At 30.0% G+C, this 18,205-nt stretch carries 17 protein-coding genes; 16 read left to right on the top strand and 1 reads right to left on the bottom strand.

From position 1 onward, the window contains the following. Positions 1-8 precede the first annotated feature (8 nt). Entirely contained in the window at positions 9-245 is a 237-nt protein-coding gene (locus IEV63_RS00150) for an acyl carrier protein (protein WP_188404730.1), read from the bottom strand. Positions 246-403: 158 nt separating this feature from the next. Between IEV63_RS00150 and purN the strand changes: the two genes are divergently transcribed. The 16 genes from purN to IEV63_RS00070 all read left to right on the top strand — a co-directional run bounded on the left by purN (position 404) and on the right by IEV63_RS00070 (position 18,205). Next, on the top strand, positions 404-991 hold the full coding sequence (gene purN, locus IEV63_RS00145) for a phosphoribosylglycinamide formyltransferase (protein ID WP_188404729.1): 588 nt from the start codon (positions 404-406) through the stop codon (positions 989-991). Between the two features lie 3 nt (positions 992-994). After that, on the top strand, positions 995-1,609 hold the full coding sequence (locus tag IEV63_RS00140) for a ribonuclease H1 domain-containing protein (RefSeq protein WP_188404728.1): 615 nt from the start codon (positions 995-997) through the stop codon (positions 1,607-1,609). A 60-nt stretch (positions 1,610-1,669) separates the two neighbouring features. Further along, the gene (locus tag IEV63_RS00135) at positions 1,670-2,602 is read left to right on the top strand and encodes a PfkB family carbohydrate kinase (protein WP_188404727.1); all 933 of its coding nucleotides are present in this window, start codon (positions 1,670-1,672) and stop codon (positions 2,600-2,602) included. A gap of 43 nt (positions 2,603-2,645) precedes the next feature. After that, positions 2,646-4,544 (top strand): amidophosphoribosyltransferase, encoded by a 1,899-nt coding sequence (locus IEV63_RS00130; RefSeq protein ID WP_188404726.1) that lies wholly within the window; start codon positions 2,646-2,648, stop codon positions 4,542-4,544. A 119-nt stretch (positions 4,545-4,663) separates the two neighbouring features. Further along, positions 4,664-5,629, top strand: coding sequence for a hypothetical protein (locus tag IEV63_RS00125; protein ID WP_188404725.1), 966 nt, complete (start codon positions 4,664-4,666; stop codon positions 5,627-5,629). A gap of 30 nt (positions 5,630-5,659) precedes the next feature. Next, on the top strand, positions 5,660-6,979 hold the full coding sequence (locus IEV63_RS00120; RefSeq protein ID WP_188404724.1) for a flippase: 1,320 nt from the start codon (positions 5,660-5,662) through the stop codon (positions 6,977-6,979). Position 6,980: 1 nt separating this feature from the next. Then, positions 6,981-7,922 carry a sulfotransferase family protein gene (locus IEV63_RS00115; protein WP_188404723.1) on the top strand — a complete coding sequence of 314 codons (942 nt, stop codon included), beginning with the start codon at positions 6,981-6,983 and terminating at the stop codon, positions 7,920-7,922. 49 nt (positions 7,923-7,971) lie between these two features. After that, positions 7,972-9,093 carry a glycosyltransferase family 4 protein gene (locus tag IEV63_RS00110; protein WP_188404722.1) on the top strand — a complete coding sequence of 374 codons (1,122 nt, stop codon included), beginning with the start codon at positions 7,972-7,974 and terminating at the stop codon, positions 9,091-9,093. A 46-nt stretch (positions 9,094-9,139) separates the two neighbouring features. Next, positions 9,140-9,931 (top strand): heparin lyase I family protein, encoded by a 792-nt coding sequence (locus IEV63_RS00105; protein ID WP_188404721.1) that lies wholly within the window; start codon positions 9,140-9,142, stop codon positions 9,929-9,931. Between the two features lie 34 nt (positions 9,932-9,965). Beyond that, on the top strand, positions 9,966-11,210 hold the full coding sequence (locus IEV63_RS00100; RefSeq protein WP_229737133.1) for an O-antigen ligase family protein: 1,245 nt from the start codon (positions 9,966-9,968) through the stop codon (positions 11,208-11,210). Further along, complete coding sequence (locus IEV63_RS00095) at positions 11,197-12,462, top strand: O-antigen ligase family protein (protein WP_188404719.1); 1,266 nt, start codon at positions 11,197-11,199, stop codon at positions 12,460-12,462. The genes IEV63_RS00100 and IEV63_RS00095 overlap by 14 nt, the downstream gene beginning before the upstream one ends. A 370-nt stretch (positions 12,463-12,832) precedes the next feature. Further along, the gene (locus IEV63_RS00090; RefSeq protein WP_188404718.1) at positions 12,833-13,603 is read left to right on the top strand and encodes a hypothetical protein; all 771 of its coding nucleotides are present in this window, start codon (positions 12,833-12,835) and stop codon (positions 13,601-13,603) included. Continuing rightward, positions 13,600-14,352, top strand: coding sequence for a WecB/TagA/CpsF family glycosyltransferase (locus IEV63_RS00085; RefSeq protein WP_188404717.1), 753 nt, complete (start codon positions 13,600-13,602; stop codon positions 14,350-14,352). Before IEV63_RS00090 ends, IEV63_RS00085 begins: the two co-directional genes overlap by 4 nt. 113 nt (positions 14,353-14,465) lie before the next feature. Continuing rightward, the gene (locus tag IEV63_RS00080; protein WP_188404716.1) at positions 14,466-15,773 is read left to right on the top strand and encodes a UDP-glucose dehydrogenase family protein; all 1,308 of its coding nucleotides are present in this window, start codon (positions 14,466-14,468) and stop codon (positions 15,771-15,773) included. A gap of 77 nt (positions 15,774-15,850) precedes the next feature. Then, positions 15,851-16,837 carry a UDP-glucuronic acid decarboxylase family protein gene (locus IEV63_RS00075; protein WP_188404715.1) on the top strand — a complete coding sequence of 329 codons (987 nt, stop codon included), beginning with the start codon at positions 15,851-15,853 and terminating at the stop codon, positions 16,835-16,837. Between the two features lie 6 nt (positions 16,838-16,843). Beyond that, positions 16,844-18,205, top strand: a complete 1,362-nt coding sequence (locus IEV63_RS00070; protein ID WP_188404714.1) for an exopolysaccharide biosynthesis polyprenyl glycosylphosphotransferase — start codon at positions 16,844-16,846, stop codon at positions 18,203-18,205.

Here is an 18,205-nt window from a genome sequence, read left to right as displayed (position 1 = left end):
AAAATTAATTATTTTTTTGCTTCTTCTATGTAAGAAGTTGCTTGACCTACTGTTGCGATATTTTCAGCTTGGTCGTCTGGTATTTGGATATCAAATTCTTTTTCGAATTCCATAATAAGTTCTACGGTATCTAAAGAATCCGCACCTAAGTCGTTTGTAAAGCTAGCTTCGCTTACTACTTCATTTTCGTCTACTCCTAATTTATCAACGATAATGGCTTTTACTCTTGATGCAATGTCTGACATGATTATTATTTTTAAGTTTATACAGTTGGCAAAAATAAAAACTTTTAGTTGAAAACAAGTTTTAATACCAAAAATGTGATTAAAAATAATTAAATTTACTGAATAAACGCACTAACAACCTAATAATTTTAAGTTTATTTTTCCTAACCTAATTGAGAATGAATAGAATAAAAACCCAAAAAATTGTGATTTTTGCATCGGGAACAGGAACCAATGCCGAAAATATTATCAACTATTTTGAACGTGTAGACTCTTCTATGGCGGTTACGCATGTTTTTTCGAATAATCCAAAAGCCGAAGTTTTAGAAAAAGCGCATTTACATGGTGTACAAGCAGTACAATTTGATAAATACAGTTTTCAGGAAAGTGACGAGGTACTTCAACTACTAATAGATATTAATCCTGAACTTATTGTTTTAGCAGGATTTTTGTGGAAAATACCTAAATCTATTATAGCTCACTTTTCAGAGAAAATAATTAATATCCATCCTGCATTATTGCCTAACTACGGCGGCAAAGGTATGTACGGCGATCGTGTACATAAAGCTGTTTTAGATAATAATGAAAATAATTCAGGTATAACTATTCATTATGTAAATGAAGTTTACGATAAGGGGAAAATAATCTTCCAAGAAACTGTAGAAGTAGAGCCGAATGATACTTTACGAAGCTTACGAGATAAAATCCACATTTTAGAATATCGTCATTATCCAAAAGTAATTCAGCAATTATTGGAAGAAAACTAATGTATGGCGAAACAAAAATACTATGTAGTTTGGGAAGGTTTTGAGCCTGGAATTTATAATTCTTGGCAGGAGTGTAAAAAGTATATTACAAACTATCCCCAGGCAAAATACAAATCTTTTAAAAGTCTAGTTGAAGCTAAAGAAGCCTTTAATATGGGTTATTTTGGATTTAAGAAAGAAGAGGGGCAGATTAACCCAACTTATTTAAATGAAATAGATTTTAATTCTATTGCGGTAGATGCGGCTTGTAGCGGGAATCCTGGTAAAATGGAATATCAGGGCGTAGTAACCAAAACAAAACAAGTGCTTTTTAAAAAAGGGCCTTTTCAACAAGGAACTAATAATATTGGCGAATTTCTGGCATTGGTTCATGCTTTGGCATTGGTGAAACAAAAAAAATACAATATTTCGATTTATTCTGACTCTAAAATAGCCATTTCTTGGGTGAAGCAAAAAAAATGTAAAACTAAATTGAAGCAAAATGCCAAAAATGAAAAGCTTTTTGAGCTTATTCAACGTGCAGAGAATTGGTTAAAACTAAACTCATTTTCTACACCTATACTAAAATGGGAAACCAAAAAATGGGGCGAAATTCCAGCTGATTTTGGAAGGAAGTAAGATTCTAAATTCATTGTATAAGTAGTATCTAAAAACCTATATTTGCAAAAAAATAAATTCATGTCTCATCAATTATTAATTGTAGGTACTGTGGCTTTCGATGCCATTGAAACTCCTTTTGGTAAAACCGAAAAAATTCTTGGTGGTGCTGCAACCTATATTGGTTTAGCTGCTGCACAATTTAAAAAAGTAGACGCAGGAATTGTTTCTGTTGTAGGAGACGACTTCCCGCAAGCAAATTTAGATTTGCTTACACAAAACGGGATTAACCTTGATGGTTTAGAAATTGTTAAAGGAGGGAAAACATTTTTTTGGAGTGGTCGTTATCATAACGATATGAATACTAGAGATACTTTAGATACACAACTAAATGTATTAGCCGACTTTCAGCCCAAGGTTCCAGCGCAATTTCAAAATGCTGAAATTGTTATGCTTGGAAATTTACATCCTGCAGTTCAATTAAGTGTTTTAGAACAGATAAAAAATCCTAAATTAGTAGTTTTAGATACTATGAATTTTTGGATGGATACCACATTAAATTTATTAAAAAAAGTAATTGCTAAAGTAGATGTAATTACCATTAACGATGAAGAAGCTAGACAGCTTTCTGGCGAATATTCACTGGTTAAGGCTGCTCGCGTAATTCGTAATATGGGGCCAGACCATGTAGTTATAAAAAAAGGAGAACATGGTGCTTTGCTATTTCATAACGAAGAAATGTTTTTTGCGCCAGCACTCCCTTTAGAAGAAGTATTTGATCCAACTGGAGCAGGCGATACTTTTGCTGGTGGATTTGCGGGTTATTTGGCTAACTCCAAAGATATTAGTTTTGAAAACATGAAAAACGCGGTAATTTACGGATCAAATTTAGCATCTTTTTGTGTTGAGAAATTTGGAACTGAACGTATGCAAAACCTAGATAAAAAAGAATCGAAAGAGCGTTTAAAGCATTTTAAAGCTTTAACTCAATTTGAAATTAACTTAACAAAATAAATCCTGCCCCAAAATTTGGGGCTTTTTTTTACCTTTATGTACCATGAGCGACGCAATTAAACACGAATGTGGAATAGCATTATTAAGATTACAAAAGCCACTTAGTTTTTACAAAGAAAAATATGGCACTGCGTTTTACGGCATTAATAAAATGTATTTAATGTTAGAAAAGCAACATAACCGTGGTCAGGATGGCGCTGGTTTAGCTAGTATTAAACTCAATATGAAGCCAGGAACGCGTTATATTAGTCGAGTACGATCTAACGAAGCCCAACCCATACAAGATATTTTTGCTAAAATTAACGAACGCATTAATTCAGCCTTGAAACTTCATCCTGAATACAACGACGACTTGGAGCTTCAAAAACAAAATTTGCCCTACATTGGCGAAGTTTTTTTAGGTCATGTGCGGTATGGAACTTATGGTAAAAATAGCATAGAAAGCGTTCATCCTTTTTTACGACAAAACAATTGGATGCACCGAAACTTAATTTTAGCTGGCAACTTTAACATGACCAATGTTAACGAGCTTTTTGATAATTTAGTAGACTTAGGGCAGCATCCTAAAGAAAAAGCCGACACCATTACAGTAATGGAAAAAATCGGACACTTTTTAGATTCAGAAGTTCGTAAATTATACAAAAAATTGAAGTCCGAAGGCTTCAACAAAAAACAAGCATCGCCGCATATTATAGAACAGATAAAGGTGCATAAAATTCTTAAAAAATCGTCTAAAGATTGGGATGGTGGTTATGTAATGGCTGGTATGCTAGGTCATGGAGATAGTTTTGTTTTGCGCGATCCAGCAGGAATAAGACCAGCATATTACTATAAAGACGACGAAGTAGTAGTAGTAGCATCGGAGCGGCCCGTTATACAAACTGCATTTAATGTTGCTTTTAAAGATGTAATAGAATTAGAGCCAGGACACGCATTAATTACCCGAAAAGATGGTTCAACTTACATTAAAAAAATTATTGAGCCCATCGAACGCAAAGCTTGTTCTTTTGAGCGAATTTATTTTTCGCGTGGTAGTGATGCTGAAATTTATAAGGAACGTAAAAAATTAGGTAAATTATTAATGCCCGATGTCTTGGAAGCCATAAATTACGATACTTTAAATACCGTATTCTCTTATATACCTAATACAGCAGAAACTTCATTTTATGGCATGGTTGAAGCTGCTCAAGATGAATTAAGCCGACAAAAAAACGAGGCTATTTTAGCAGAAAAATCTTCGCTTACCGACGAGCGTTTAAACGAGATTTTATCGCTTAGACTACGTACCGAAAAAATTGCAGTAAAAGATGCTAAATTAAGAACATTTATTACCGAAGATTCTAGTCGAGACGACTTGGTTGCTCACGTGTACGACGTAACCTACGGAGTGGTAAAACCTACAGATAATCTTGTAATTATAGACGATAGCATTGTTCGAGGAACTACTTTAAAAAAGAGTATATTAAAGATGTTAGACAGGCTACAGCCTAAAAAAATAATTATTGTTTCTTCTGCACCACAAATTAGATATCCTGATTGTTATGGAATTGACATGGCTCGATTAGAAGATTTTGTAGCTTTTCAGGCAGCAATACATTTGCTAAAAGAAAACAACAAATCGCATTTAATTGAAGAAGTGTACCAAAAATGTCTATTGCAAAAAGAATTGCCTTCAGTAGAAATTCAAAATTTTGTTAAAGAAATTTATGCTCCTTTTACCAACGAAGAAATTTCAGATAAAATAGCTGATTTGTTAAGCGAAGAAGGCTTAAATGCTGAACTTAAGGTAATATACCAAACTGTAGAAAAATTACATGAAGCTTGCCCTAAAAACTTAGGCGATTGGTATTTTACAGGAGATTATCCAACCCCAGGTGGTAACCGCGTAGTAAATCAAGCTTTTATGAATTTTGTGGAAGGTAAAAAAGACCGTTCATATTAATTTACTTATTAATATTAACAAGCTTCAGCGCAACCTTTCTGCTTTTTAATATACTATTAATTAGAAGCATGCGTTTTCATTAAAATAAAGTTAAATTTGCCGCTGTAAAAAAATCAAATATGGCCGAAAATACACCTACCCAAGCTAATGAAGAAATCGACTTGGGAGTTTTGTTCGATAAAATAAAGTCCTTAGTTAAGTCTGTTTTAAAAGGGATAGTCAATGTAGTTCAGTTTTTCTGGAAGCATAAGTTTAGATTAATTATTGTTGGTGTAATAGGAATTGCAGTAGGCTTATATTTGGCTAAAACTGCAGAAAAAATATATTTAAACGAACTCTTGATAGAGCCAAACTACAAGAGTACTCAATATGTTTACGATAAGGTAAATGCAATCAATAAAAAAATTGAAAGTGCTGATACCATCTACCTCCAAGATGTTTTTGGGGTTAATTATAAAAAAGTAAAGGGATTAGAAATTGAACCTGTTGTTGATGTTTATGGATTAGTAAGCGAGTCTGAAGAAATTCAAGAAACTTTTAAGGTTTTATTTGTTGAAAATGGTAATACTTCTTTTTTTGAAGAAGACATCAATAAAATTAATTATACACAACACAAAATAAGAATACTTGTCGAAGGAGAAGATGATAATGAAATAATAAGTTCGCAGTTTTTTGATTATATAAATTCTAATTTATTTTATCAAAAACAAAGTGACGTTATATACAAAAGGATTGAAGAGCAGTTAGAAGAAAATGAGTTAATGCGAAAACAGATTGATTCTGTTATTGCTTATGTTCAAAAAAAACCCAATTCACAATTAACTCAACAAGGTATAAGTTTTTCAGCTTCGCAAGAAGTTAGTGAATTAATTAATAGAAAAAGAGCTCTTTTTGCTTCCGATTTCGACTTACTAGATAGGCTTGCTAAAGAAAAAAATGTAGTTGCTTTAGTTGATAAAACAACGGCTATTATGGATAGATCATATAATTTTTCATTTAGAATAATTCCAGTTGTATTTGTACTGTTTTATTGTTTGGTTTTTTTAACAAAACACCTAGTTAGAAAACTATCTGTTTATGCTTAATGGAAAAAAATAAAAAACGAAAACATTAATTTGATCACAAAATTTAAAAAAGCCTTTCAAGATGCTGATTTTAAAGAAATCCTTACAAAAGGTTTTTCATTTTTATTGCTAAAGGTAGGAGGTACAATAGTAGGTTACTTATTTACTTTATTTATAACTCTAAAATTTGGTGCAAATATATATGGTGTTGTTGCTTTTAGTTTTTCTATATTTATGATAGTAAGTGTTGTAGGAAAACTAGGTTTGGATACTAATATTCTTAAGTTTTTCTCAGATAATGAAAATGATAAAGATTCAGGATTGTTTTATAAATCTGTTCTCAAATCTTTTGTTTTTAGTAGTGTATTGTCTCTTTTAATTTTTTCATTTCGGTACGAGCTAGTTTTTCAAATTTTTGAAGTTCCTAAGCCACAACTATTACCTTATCTTCCATGGGTTTTAGCAGCAATTCCATTATGGTCTGTAAACCATATAAGTGCAGGGTATTTAAGAGCAAAAAAACACACAAAATCCTTTGCTTTTTTTTATAATCCAGCTAGGTTTTTGTTCTCTTTATTAATTTTATCTATACTTTACTTAATCACTCAAGACCCAATTATAACAGTACAAGCTCATTTTTTTGCTGTTTTGCTTAGTGCTATATGCAGTTTTTTATTAGTTTCTTCTCAAATTAAAAAAAAACAAAAAAGAAGCAAGGTAAATTCATGGAGTTTTATGTTCAGCGGAATACCAATGATGTTTTCATCTTCAATATTAATTTTATTGGGTTGGATGGACACTTTCGTTATGGGGATTTATGAAGACGATTCTGAAATAGGCATTTACAATGTTAGTTTAAAAGTAGCAACATTAGCTAGTTTTTCACTTGAAGCCATAAATGCTATATTAGCTCCTAAAATAGCAAAAGATTACTTAACAAATAATTCAAAAAACTATAAAAGATTAATTTCTTTTTCTACTAAATTAAATTTTTTAATTAGCTCCTTTGTCATTATTGCCATAATCCTTTTAAAAGATATTTTGTTGGGAATGTTTGGGATTGAATTTCTTGCTGGAGCTACTATCCTAATTGTTTTTTGTTTTGGACAATTAATTAATTCTTTTTCTGGTTCTGTTGGGGTGATTTTGCAAATGACTGGCAAACAAAAAATATATCAAAATATTGTGTTGGTTGCATTAGTGATAAACCTTATGCTTACTTTTGCTTTAACTCCTATTTATGGTGGTGTTGGTGCTGCAATTGCAACCGTTATAAGTATGGCATTCTGGAATTTAGGTGGAGCTATTTATTTAAAATTATACTTAAATATTACTTCGTATTTTAATCCATTTAAAAGAGATACTAAATAACATGACTTTTCAAGAAAGATTAAAATACTTTACACCTCTTTATTTAGTTAGCTTACTGCTGAAAATAAAACTTATTTTTTATCAGTTATTTTTTTTTAGAAAAAAACTAACTGATAAGCATTCTTTTAAGGAGCCTTTTTTTATTGTAGGTTACGGCAGGTCTGGTAATACTTTATTGAGGTCTATGTTAGTTTCAGGAGGTGATGTTTCAATCCCTCCAGAATCTTATGTATTACCACGCTTAATTAAACTTTTTAAAATATATAATTTTTTACCTTGGAACGAGTTGGTAAATATTATAATTGGTGAGTTTGAAGCTTACCCAGAATTTCATACTTGGGGCATTCAATTAAATAATGCCAAAAAAAATGCAAGAAAATTACATTTAAAAGAACAGACATTATCAAGCATAATTAATGAGATTTATAAAGACTATTCATTTCAAAAGCATAATAAACATTTAAGGTGGGGAGATAAAACACCTGTTAATTTAAGGTTTATTGATAAATTAGTTAAAGTTTTTCCTAATGCTAAATATATATTGATGAACCGAGAACCCAAAGATGCTATAGCATCTGCATTAAAAAGTAATATCTATAAAGATTTGGACCAAGCGATTGATTACCATAATATATGCGAAAGAAAAATAAATATATTAAAGAATACACTAGACCATAAACAAATACTAGAAATTAAATATGAAAATTTAGTAACAAATCCTAAAGACACGCTTGTTGTTGTAAGTGATTTTTTAGGTATAGATTTTAAAACTAAAATGTTAGAATTTTGGAAAACAGAAGTAAAATTAGGTGATGTAGAAATACATAAACACCATAAAAATATAAGCGAGCCGTTAAATACAAATAGTATTGGTAAATGGAAATTAAGCTTAAATACTAATCAAATACAAGAAATAGAAAAAAGAGTAAAAGCAAAGCACTAAATTTTAGTTTATTAATTAAACTATTCATAAGGCTTATATAAATATTTCGATGAAACTTGCTATAATCACATCAAAGTATCCAAATAGCTCTCAGCCCTACAATCACATGTTTGTACACCAAAGAGTTAAGTATATGCTTCAATTAGGAGTAGATATACAGATTTTGGTTTGTAGTAATTTTAATAAAACATATATCTATGACGGGGTAGTAGTACAACAACTAACCAATCAAAAAATTGTTTCTGTGTTAGGTAACTTTAATGTTCTTTATTTCCATTTGTTAAATATTTATCCATTTCAAAATAAAGATGGGTGGCTAATTTACCAAAAAACAATACAGAAAAAAATTCCGTTCTGTATGTATGTACATGGCAACGAAGTTCAAAAGTATTCAGCCAGAAGTTATGAATATAATTATAGTATTGCCGAATCTTTAAAATGGATTAAAAAAGATTTTTGGGTCATTCCTAAAATTAAAAATTTCGTTCAAACTTCACAATCGATAGCTTTAGGTAGATTTATTTTCCCATCAAAATGGATGCATAAGGAGATGCAAAGAAATTTGAAATTAAAAATTATTAATCCTGTTTTTATTCCTAATGGAATAGAAACAGACTTTTATAGTTATCAAGACGTAAGTCAATACAGATATAATTTACTAAGTATTCGATCTTTTTCATCAAAGGTTTACGATATAGAAAAAACCATAGAAGTTATGGAATATTTACCCAAAAAATATACATTAACTTTATATGGTCAAGGAAAGTATTTAGGTGAATATAAAAAAATAATTAAAAAGAAAAATCTTAGTCAAAGAATACAAATTATTGAACGGTTTCTTCAACCTAAAGAAATGCTGGAAGAGTACAGAAATCATGGTGTGTTTTTATCAACTACAAGACAAGATTCGCAAGGCTTAACAATTCTTGAAGCAATGTCTTGTGGGTTGTTAGGAGTAGCTACACTAAATACAGCAAAACCTGAGTTTATAATTCATGAAAAAACTGGTATATTGGGTAAAACAGCTAGGCGCCTAGCATTGTTAATTGAAAAATATACTATCGACGAAGTTTTATTTGCCCAATTAACTAAAAAAGCTAGTAAAAAAATGTTAGAAATGAATTATAATAATACCATAGAGTTTGAAATTGAAATTCTAAATGAAATTTAATTTAATTATAAACAATTACATCTGCATGATTTTTAGAGTAATAACTATGAATTTTAAATCATTGATTTGTTATTTATCAATTTTAATCATCATTTCTTGTGATAATCATAAAGTTATTCAACAAGTAAAAGATGATTTTAATATTGTAGATACAATTTGGAATAGGTCACAAACAACAAGTGACAAAAATTATAAAATTATTTCTGATCCGAAGAATCCAAAAAATAAAGTGATTAAGTTTCAATTATACCCCGATGATTATATTTCTAGCGGGAAACGTAGTGAATTTACTTTAAAGACCAAAGACACTATTGGTTTAAAGGTTAAATATTCATATAAATTTTTATTTAAGCCTGATTTTTTTTCCAAAAAAAAAGAACAAGACTGGGTAATGTTACACCAATGGCATGATAAACCACCAAAAAATCTAAATTGGAAAAATTATGGTATGCTTACAAAGCCACCTATACATCTTTATGTACAATTAAGTCCAGATAATAATTATTCCTTAGTTTATGCATATGGCTTAGCTAACAAAAATAAATATGAAATGAGACATATTCCTTATCAAAAGACATTAAAACCCAACCAATGGTATACCTTTGAAAATGAAGTTCTCTGGGGTACTCAAAAAACAGCATATTCAAAACCTAAAATAAATGACTCATTTTTAATTAAAAATAAAGAAAATAAAGAGCATAAAATCTTTGGGCCAAACATGTATAATAGTGTCCCTAACTATTTTAAACTAGGACTATATGGAAATAATAAGAGTAATGATACTATTTCAGTTTTAATAGATAATTTTGAATATATATTAACAGAATGTAAAAATTAAATCATTTTAATTTTAAAAAATGCTAGATATCAAGTTGCACAATAAAACATTAAGTATCAACTTAGATTATTACATAATATTGTTGATGTTTCTTTTGATTCCAATCGATATGCTTAATGGAGTATTGATTACTAAAGTTGTTAGTTTGCCAATTACAGTTGGCCAAGCTTACAAATTGTTCATTATTTTCTTAATCTTATTTAGATTGTTTACTAAGCCGTTATTTGTGAACTTTTTTTTCCTGTTAATAAGTTTACTCTTTATACCAACCATTTATCAGCTTTTTAAAACTTATCAATTTTCGATTATAACAAAAGATATTATTAAAATATTCAGATATACTACACCTATTTTGAGTTTTGTTTTTTTTGCAACAATATATAAGTCTAATAATGTTTTTTTGCATAAAAAAATCAATGTTCTGGTAGCGTTTTCTTTTTATTTAACATGTGCTAGCATATTGCTTAAATATGTTGGTTTTGGCTATCCAATGTATAATTATGGTAATATAGGTAGCAAAGGTTTTTTCTATGCTGGAAATGAAATATCTGTGTTGTTGCTTATTATGTCTGCTTTTTTAGCAAAAAATTTATGGGTTAAAAACTTTAAAATAAATTACTTTTTTACTTTTTTACTAAGCTTTATAACAGCTTTAGGTATTGGGTCAAAAACTGCATTATTTGGAATTTTATTGATTTTTTTTTTAATACCAATAAAAAGAATAAGTTTGAAAACATCCCTTAACAAATTTATTTTTGCTTCAATCGCTATTCTAATTTTAATACCATCTTTATTAGTTGTATCGTGGGAATATATTAAAAGAACAGAACTTTATATTCGAGTAGTGTATTTCTATGAAAAACTTGATTTTATAACTTTCTTGCTTAGTAACAGGAATACATTTTTAATTGATGCAGTTCAAGTTTATATTAATGATTATAATTGGCTAGAAAAATTGATAGGTGTTGGTCAATCTACTTTTGAAACTAAAAATGGAAGCTCAATTATTGAAATTGATTTCATTGATATATTTTTTGCTTTTGGTTTCATTGGTTTGTTAATATTTATCGGGCTTATTATTTATTTGTGGAAACAATCTAAAAGATTAGCAAAGTCACCAAAATTCAATTATGCATCTTTTGTAAATTTAATGTTATTTATTTTAGTTGCAATTTCATCTACTGCGGGACACGTATTTAGTTCAGGATTAGCTGCTATTTTTATAGGCCTTACTTTTGCTATAATGTTCAAGAAAAACATCTACAATGAAACAAATTAATCTGTTTTTTTATTCTAGTGTTTCTATTTATGCGCTTTTAATTTGCTTAAATCCAAAATTGGCATCAATCTTTTTAGGTGTAGTTATCGTATTTACGCTTTTGAGAATTACTTCAAACCCTAATACTTATTGTCAAATTGTTTTTCAAAAAAAAATAGTTTTACTGACACCAATATTATTTTTTATTCTTACTTCTATTAGCTTTTTATTTACTACTGATGATTATTTAACTTTCAAATCTTTAGGAAAAAAAGTTTGGTTTGTGTTTTTGCCATTATTTTTCTTTTGGTTACATCCAAAAGTTTTAGTAAAGATTAAAAAGTATAGTTTAAATGCTCTTACATTAGGTGCTTTTTTATCATCTTTTTATTTACTGGTGAATTTAGTAATCATGCATTATAATTTAAATAAAGCGTGGGTTTTTGATAAAAGCATACTAGATTATTTTCACACTGGTTTTCATTTTACTGCCCCATTAGATATACACCCAACTTACTTAGGGTTGTTTATTTCACTTTCTTTAGCTTATATAATAATAGAAAAGCCTTTAAAGAATTTGTGTCTATTAATAATTTTTAAACTAGTAATTCTAATAACCATACTATTTTTAGCATCAAGAATAATTTATGCCTTAGCAATGTTATTGTTCTTGGTTTCTCTCGTGCAAACTTTAAACAAAAGCTATAAAAATAATCATAAAAATGGAATCTTTTTGATTGTAATTAGCTTAATATTAATATTATCAACTTTAGGAATTTTAAGTAAGACATATATTGGATATCGTATGACTAAAGAAACTTATTGGGATTTAACTTCTGAAGATTTTAATCAGAAAAACCTAATAAACAAACAAGATTCAAGACTTTCAAGATGGAAAGTAGCTATAGATTTGATAAAAGATAAACCTTTTTTTGGCTATGGTGCGGGAACAGAAAAATACCATCTTGTAAGTGAGTATAATAAAAGGAATATGAAATTAGCAGCAGATAAACAATATGGAGCACATAGTCAATTTATAAGTTATTTTCTTGAGTTTGGTATATTTGGTTTTTTAATCTTTATTCATTTTTTAATTATCAATATTTTTTATGCATTAAAATCTAAATCCTTTCTTGGAGCATTTTTTTTTATTTCATTATTTTTTTCATCCCTTTTCGAAAACATTTTTAATAATAATTCAGGAATAGTTTTCATTGCTTTCTTTTCGGTAGTTTTTACATACACAACCTTTAATAAAAATATAAGTGGATAGGTTTAAATTTTTATTGAGTATTTATTGGCCAACTTTTGTATTAATTATGTTCTTTTTCACAGAAGCATTTTACAAGCTTTTTTTTGAAGTGTTTGATACTAAAATTTTACTTACTCAAATAACAAAACTCTTTTTTGTAATTGTAGCATTTTATTTTATTTATTTAAAATCAAAAAAGAATACCCTTTGGTTAATTGTTTTATTTTTAGTTTTTTTAGTTGGGCACTTCTCTGTTTCAAAAGGTATAGAAATTAATAGCCTAAAAAGTTTTGGAAGGTTTTTTGTAACATTAGTTTTTTTAGTATTGGTTTATCTTTATCCGCTTTCCCACAATTCTCGTCGTATTTTTTTACAAACCTTCGCATTAATTATGCTTTTTAATGCTGTTTTAATTTTTGTAGGTTTTGCGTTTGATATCAATTTTTTGTCAACCTATATTTATCGATTTGGATACAATGGTCTATTTGTAACATCTGCTGCATCTAGTTATGCGTACATTATTTTTTTTATTTACGCATATTATAAACATAAAAACATATCATCTTGGACTGAAATAATAATAACTATTGTTATTTTGTGTTCTTCATTACTGGTTGGAACTAAAGCTATATACTTAAGTTTATTTTTAATTTTTACCCTAGCTTTTGCTATATCGAATAAACTATCTATTCAAGTTAAGTATATCTTTATTAGTTTGCTGCTAGTTACAGCTACAAGCCTTTTTTATTATTATTTTTATTTAACAGGTGATTTTAACCTTATAAGAGAAGAAAAAGGTCTGCTGAGCTCTATTTTATCATTTAGAAATGACTTATTAATTGAAGTAACTCTGCCTTATATTAAAGAAAATTGGTCAATTTTGAATTATTTATTTGGAGGAGTTTCAGACTTTAACACTCGCTCACAATTGGGATTCATAGATGTTTTCTACTTTTGGGGAATTATAGGTGGTATTTTTTACTTTTATGTGTTTACTAAATTTTTCTTTTCATTTCAAATTAAACTGGAAAATGCTTTATTTGTAGGAATTCTTTCTTTAATAGTTTTACTAGCAGGAAACTTTTTTGAAAGCGCATCAATTGCCATATTTATTCTAATTTTACAGCAAATTTTTTTAAAAGGTAATTTAAAACAAAAATGAGTATACCTTCCATAAACATTATACAAACAAGCATCCACAACCTAAGTTTTCAAGAAACCTTAATATGTATTCAGCAACATATTATCGAAAAGAAACAACTGCATCATACGGTAGTTAATGCAGGTAAAATTGCAAAAATGCATAAAGATGCAGAGTTGTCTGAGAGTGTAAACAGTGCAGATTTAATCAATGCAGATGGCCAAGCTGTGGTTTGGGCATCTCGCTTTTTAAACCAGCCATTAAAAGAACGCGTGGCAGGCGTAGATTTAATGAAGGCCTGTGTTGAAATGGCAGCTCTAAATCACTACAAAATTTACTTATTTGGAGCTACTCAAGAAGTGATTGAAACACTTGTAAAAAAATACAAAGCTACATTTGAAAGTAACATTATTGCAGGCTTTAGAAATGGATACTTTAAAGAAAATGAAGAAGAACTAATCGTTCAAAAAATCAAAGAAGCCAAGCCGCAAATGTTATTCGTAGCAATGCCATCGCCTAAAAAAGAAAACTTTCTTTACAAACATAGAGATGCTTTGCAAGACGTAAATTTTATAATGGGCGTTGGCGGAAGTTTCGATGTGTTTGCAGGCAAAACCAAGCGCGCACCCCAATGGATGCAAAATGCAGGTTTAGAATGGTTTTATCGATTTTTACAAGAACCAAAACGCATGTGGAAACGCTACTTAATTGGAAATTCTAAATTTATTTATCTCGTTTTAAAAGAAAAATTCTTCCCTTCACATAAATAAAAGCAAGTTTAGTAAGCTTCATTTGCAAATACTTAACAGAACAACTACATTTGGATATTATTTTATACTAACTAATTTACTTCAATTTAAATTGATACTTAAAGACTAAGCTTATGAAAATAACCGTAGTAGGAACAGGCTATGTAGGCCTTGTAACAGGAACTTGTCTAGCCGAAACAGGAAACGAAATAGTTTGTGTAGATAACAATGCCGAAAAAGTGCAAAAAATGCGCAATGGAATTGTTCCCATTTACGAACCACATCTCGATGTGCTTTTCGACCGAAACATAGAAGCTAATCGACTAACTTTTACCACCGATTTAAAAGCTGGTTTAGACCATGGCGAAGTCATTTTTCTCGCCTTACCTACGCCAGAAGATGAAGATGGTTCAGCCGATTTATCTTATGTGTTAGGCGTGGCTAAAGAAATTGGAGATTACATTACCGATTATAAAGTTATTGTAGATAAAAGTACCGTTCCTGTAGGAACAGCCGAAAAAGTTAGAGCAACCATCGCTAAAACTGCAAAAGCAGAATTCGATGTGGTGTCTAATCCAGAATTTTTACGTGAAGGTTTTGCAGTAGATGATTTTTTAAAACCCGAACGCATCGTTATTGGTACCAAAAGCAAAAAAGCAGCTGAAATCATGCAACGTTTATACAAACCTTACGTGCGCTCAGGAAATCCAATTTTAGTAATGGACGAAAAGTCTGCAGAACTAACTAAATATGCCGCCAATTCATTTTTAGCTACCAAGATTACTTTTATGAACGAAGTAGCTAATTATTGCGAATTAGTCGGTGCAGATGTAGATCATGTCCGTATTGGTATGGGAACCGATTCTCGAATTGGAAAACGTTTCTTATTTCCGGGTATTGGATATGGCGGCTCTTGCTTTCCAAAAGATGTAAAAGCTTTACACAAATCAGGGAAAGATGCTAATTTTAGCTTTAAAATTTTAGAAGCTGTAGTAGATATAAACGAACAACAAAAAACCAAACTATTCCCTAAAATGGAAGGCTATTTTAAAGACGATTTAAAAGGGAAAACCATCGCAGTTTGGGGGTTAGCATTTAAACCAGAAACTGACGATATCCGTGAGGCTCCAGCTTTGTATATGATTGATTTATTACTTGAAGCTGGCGCAAAAGTAAAAGCATTCGACCCCGAAGCCATGGAAAATGTTAAGCGAAAGTATGGCGATAAAGTTACTTTTTGCGAAAATATGTACCAAGCTACTGAAGGAGCAAATGCCTTATTAATTTGTACAGAATGGAGTATTTTTAGAACACCTGATTTTACTAAACTGAAAAAACAGCTATCTGAGCCTGTTATTTTCGACGGAAGAAATTTATATACCACTGAAGAATTAAAAGAATTAGACTTCCATTATTTATCAATCGGAAGAAAATCAGTTTAAAAACACAATACTATAAAAGCTTTTATAGGTGTTACTAATTCATCTATAAAAGCTTTTTTACATTTAAACTTAAGCAAATGAAAAGAATATTAATTACAGGAGCGGCAGGATTTCTAGGATCACATTTGTGTGATAAATTTATAGCTGAAGGCTATCGGGTGGTTGGAATGGATAACTTAATAACTGGCGATTTAAAAAATATAAATCATTTGTTTAAAAATGAAAACTTTGAATTCTATCATCATGATGTTTCAAAATTTGTACATGTAGCTGGTCAATTAGATTATATACTTCATTTTGCATCACCCGCAAGTCCAATCGATTATTTAAAAATTCCAATTCAGACCTTAAAAGTTGGTTCGTTAGGAACTCATAATTTATTAGGATTGGCAAAAGAAAAAAATGCCCGAATTTTAATTGCAAGTACATCAGAAGTGTATGGAGATCCTTTGGTTCACCCACAAACTGAAGAATACTACGGAAATGTAAATACCATTGGCCCTCGTGGTGTTTACGACGAAGCTAAACGTTTTCAAGAGTCTATTACCATGGCATATCACCGCTTTCACGGTTTAGAAACAAGAATTGTTAGGATTTTTAATACCTACGGACCAAGAATGCGATTAAACGATGGTCGAGTAATTCCTGCATTTATAGGTCAAGCATTGCGTGGGGAAGATTTAACGGTATTTGGAGAAGGAGATCAAACACGTTCATTTTGTTATGTAGACGACCAAGTAGATGGTATTTATAAACTGCTGTTGAGTGATTATGCAGAGCCAGTAAACATTGGAAATCCGCACGAAATTACTATCAAAGACTTTGCTGAAGAAATTATAAAATTAACAGGAACAGACCAAAAAATTATTTATAAACCTTTGCCTAAAGACGATCCTATGCAAAGACAGCCAGACATTTCAAGAGCAAAAGAAATTTTAGGTTGGGAGCCAAAAGTAAATCGTGCAGAAGGAATGAAAATTACATACGATTACTTTAAAAGCTTAACCGATGAAGAATTGAGAAAAAGCGAACACAAAGATTTTAGTAAACATATAATGCGATAAAATTATATGGGGAGTAAAGTAGGTAGATATTCAGGTTATTTACGGCCATTAACTTTTGTTGTAGATTGGACTATATTAATTCTTTTAGCATATGCTTTTAGTTTCGACTCAAAACAATGGGCTTTTTTTAGTTTATATGCTGTTTTTTCTTGGATTATTATTTCTATTAAAACAGACTATTACGAGGTATACCGTTTTACTAAAACTCTGCGTATTATTTCTTTGGCAGTAACCCAATTTGTAGTGTTTACATTGGTTGTGTTTTTTTATTTCAAGGTGTTTTCCTATACTGAATATGCATCGCAAGAAATTTTCAACTACTTAGGAAGAATTTTTCTTTTAATTTTTTTATTCAAATTAGGCACTTATTTATTTCTAAAAAAATACCGAAGTGTTTTTGGAAGAAATTATAGGCGAACTGTAATTATTGGAGATTCAGCAAAATCCAACCAACTCAAAGAGTTTTTTATAGCTAACCCAGAATTTGGTTATAAATTCATGAAGCAGTTTTCTGTTCAGGATATTGTTGCACAAAAACCTGAGCTACAAAATTGTTTTGATTATATCATACACGAAGATATCGATGAGATTTATTGCTCTACTTCAGATTTAGACGATGAAAGTATTAGTGAAATTATCGATTTTTCAGATAATAACTTAAAAGTATTAAAATTCTTACCCGACAATCGGGATATTTATGCCAAGCGACTAAAGATTGATTATTACGGCTATTTGCCTATTTTATCTCTACGAACAATACCGATTGAAGAACCCATTAACCTTTACTTAAAACGGGTATTCGACATAATTGTCTCCAGCTTGGTTATAATATGTGTTTTGTCTTGGTTAACCCCAATTTTAGCAATTATCATTAAGTTAGAGTCCAAAGGTCCTGTTTTTTTTAAACAAAAAAGGAACGGTCTAGATTATAAAGAATTTTACTGTTATAAATATAGGTCGATGAAGCCTAATCCTGAAGCAGACATACATCAAGTTCGTAAAAACGATGTTCGTATTACAACAGTTGGAAGATATTTGCGTAAAACGAGTATAGATGAATTACCTCAGTTTTTTAATGTCTTTTTAGGTGAAATGTCTGTTGTTGGTCCACGTCCACACATGGTAAGTCACACCCATATGTACGCAGAACGAATCGATAAATTTATGGTGCGACATTTTATTAAACCAGGCATAACAGGCTTAGCACAAGTAAGTGGTTTTCGTGGAGAAGTAGAAACAGACCATGATATTATTAATCGTGTAAAATTTGACATTTTCTACTTAGAAAATTGGTCGATTTTACTGGATGCAAAAATTATTTTTTTAACCATAGTAAATGCTATTCGTGGCGACCGAAAAGCGTATTAA

The sequence above is a fragment of the Psychroflexus salis genome, from assembly GCF_014640175.1.
Classification (GTDB): domain Bacteria; phylum Bacteroidota; class Bacteroidia; order Flavobacteriales; family Flavobacteriaceae; genus Psychroflexus; species Psychroflexus salis.
The sequence above is the reverse complement of the archived record's forward strand: the minus strand, read 5'-3'. Positions and strand labels throughout refer to the sequence as shown.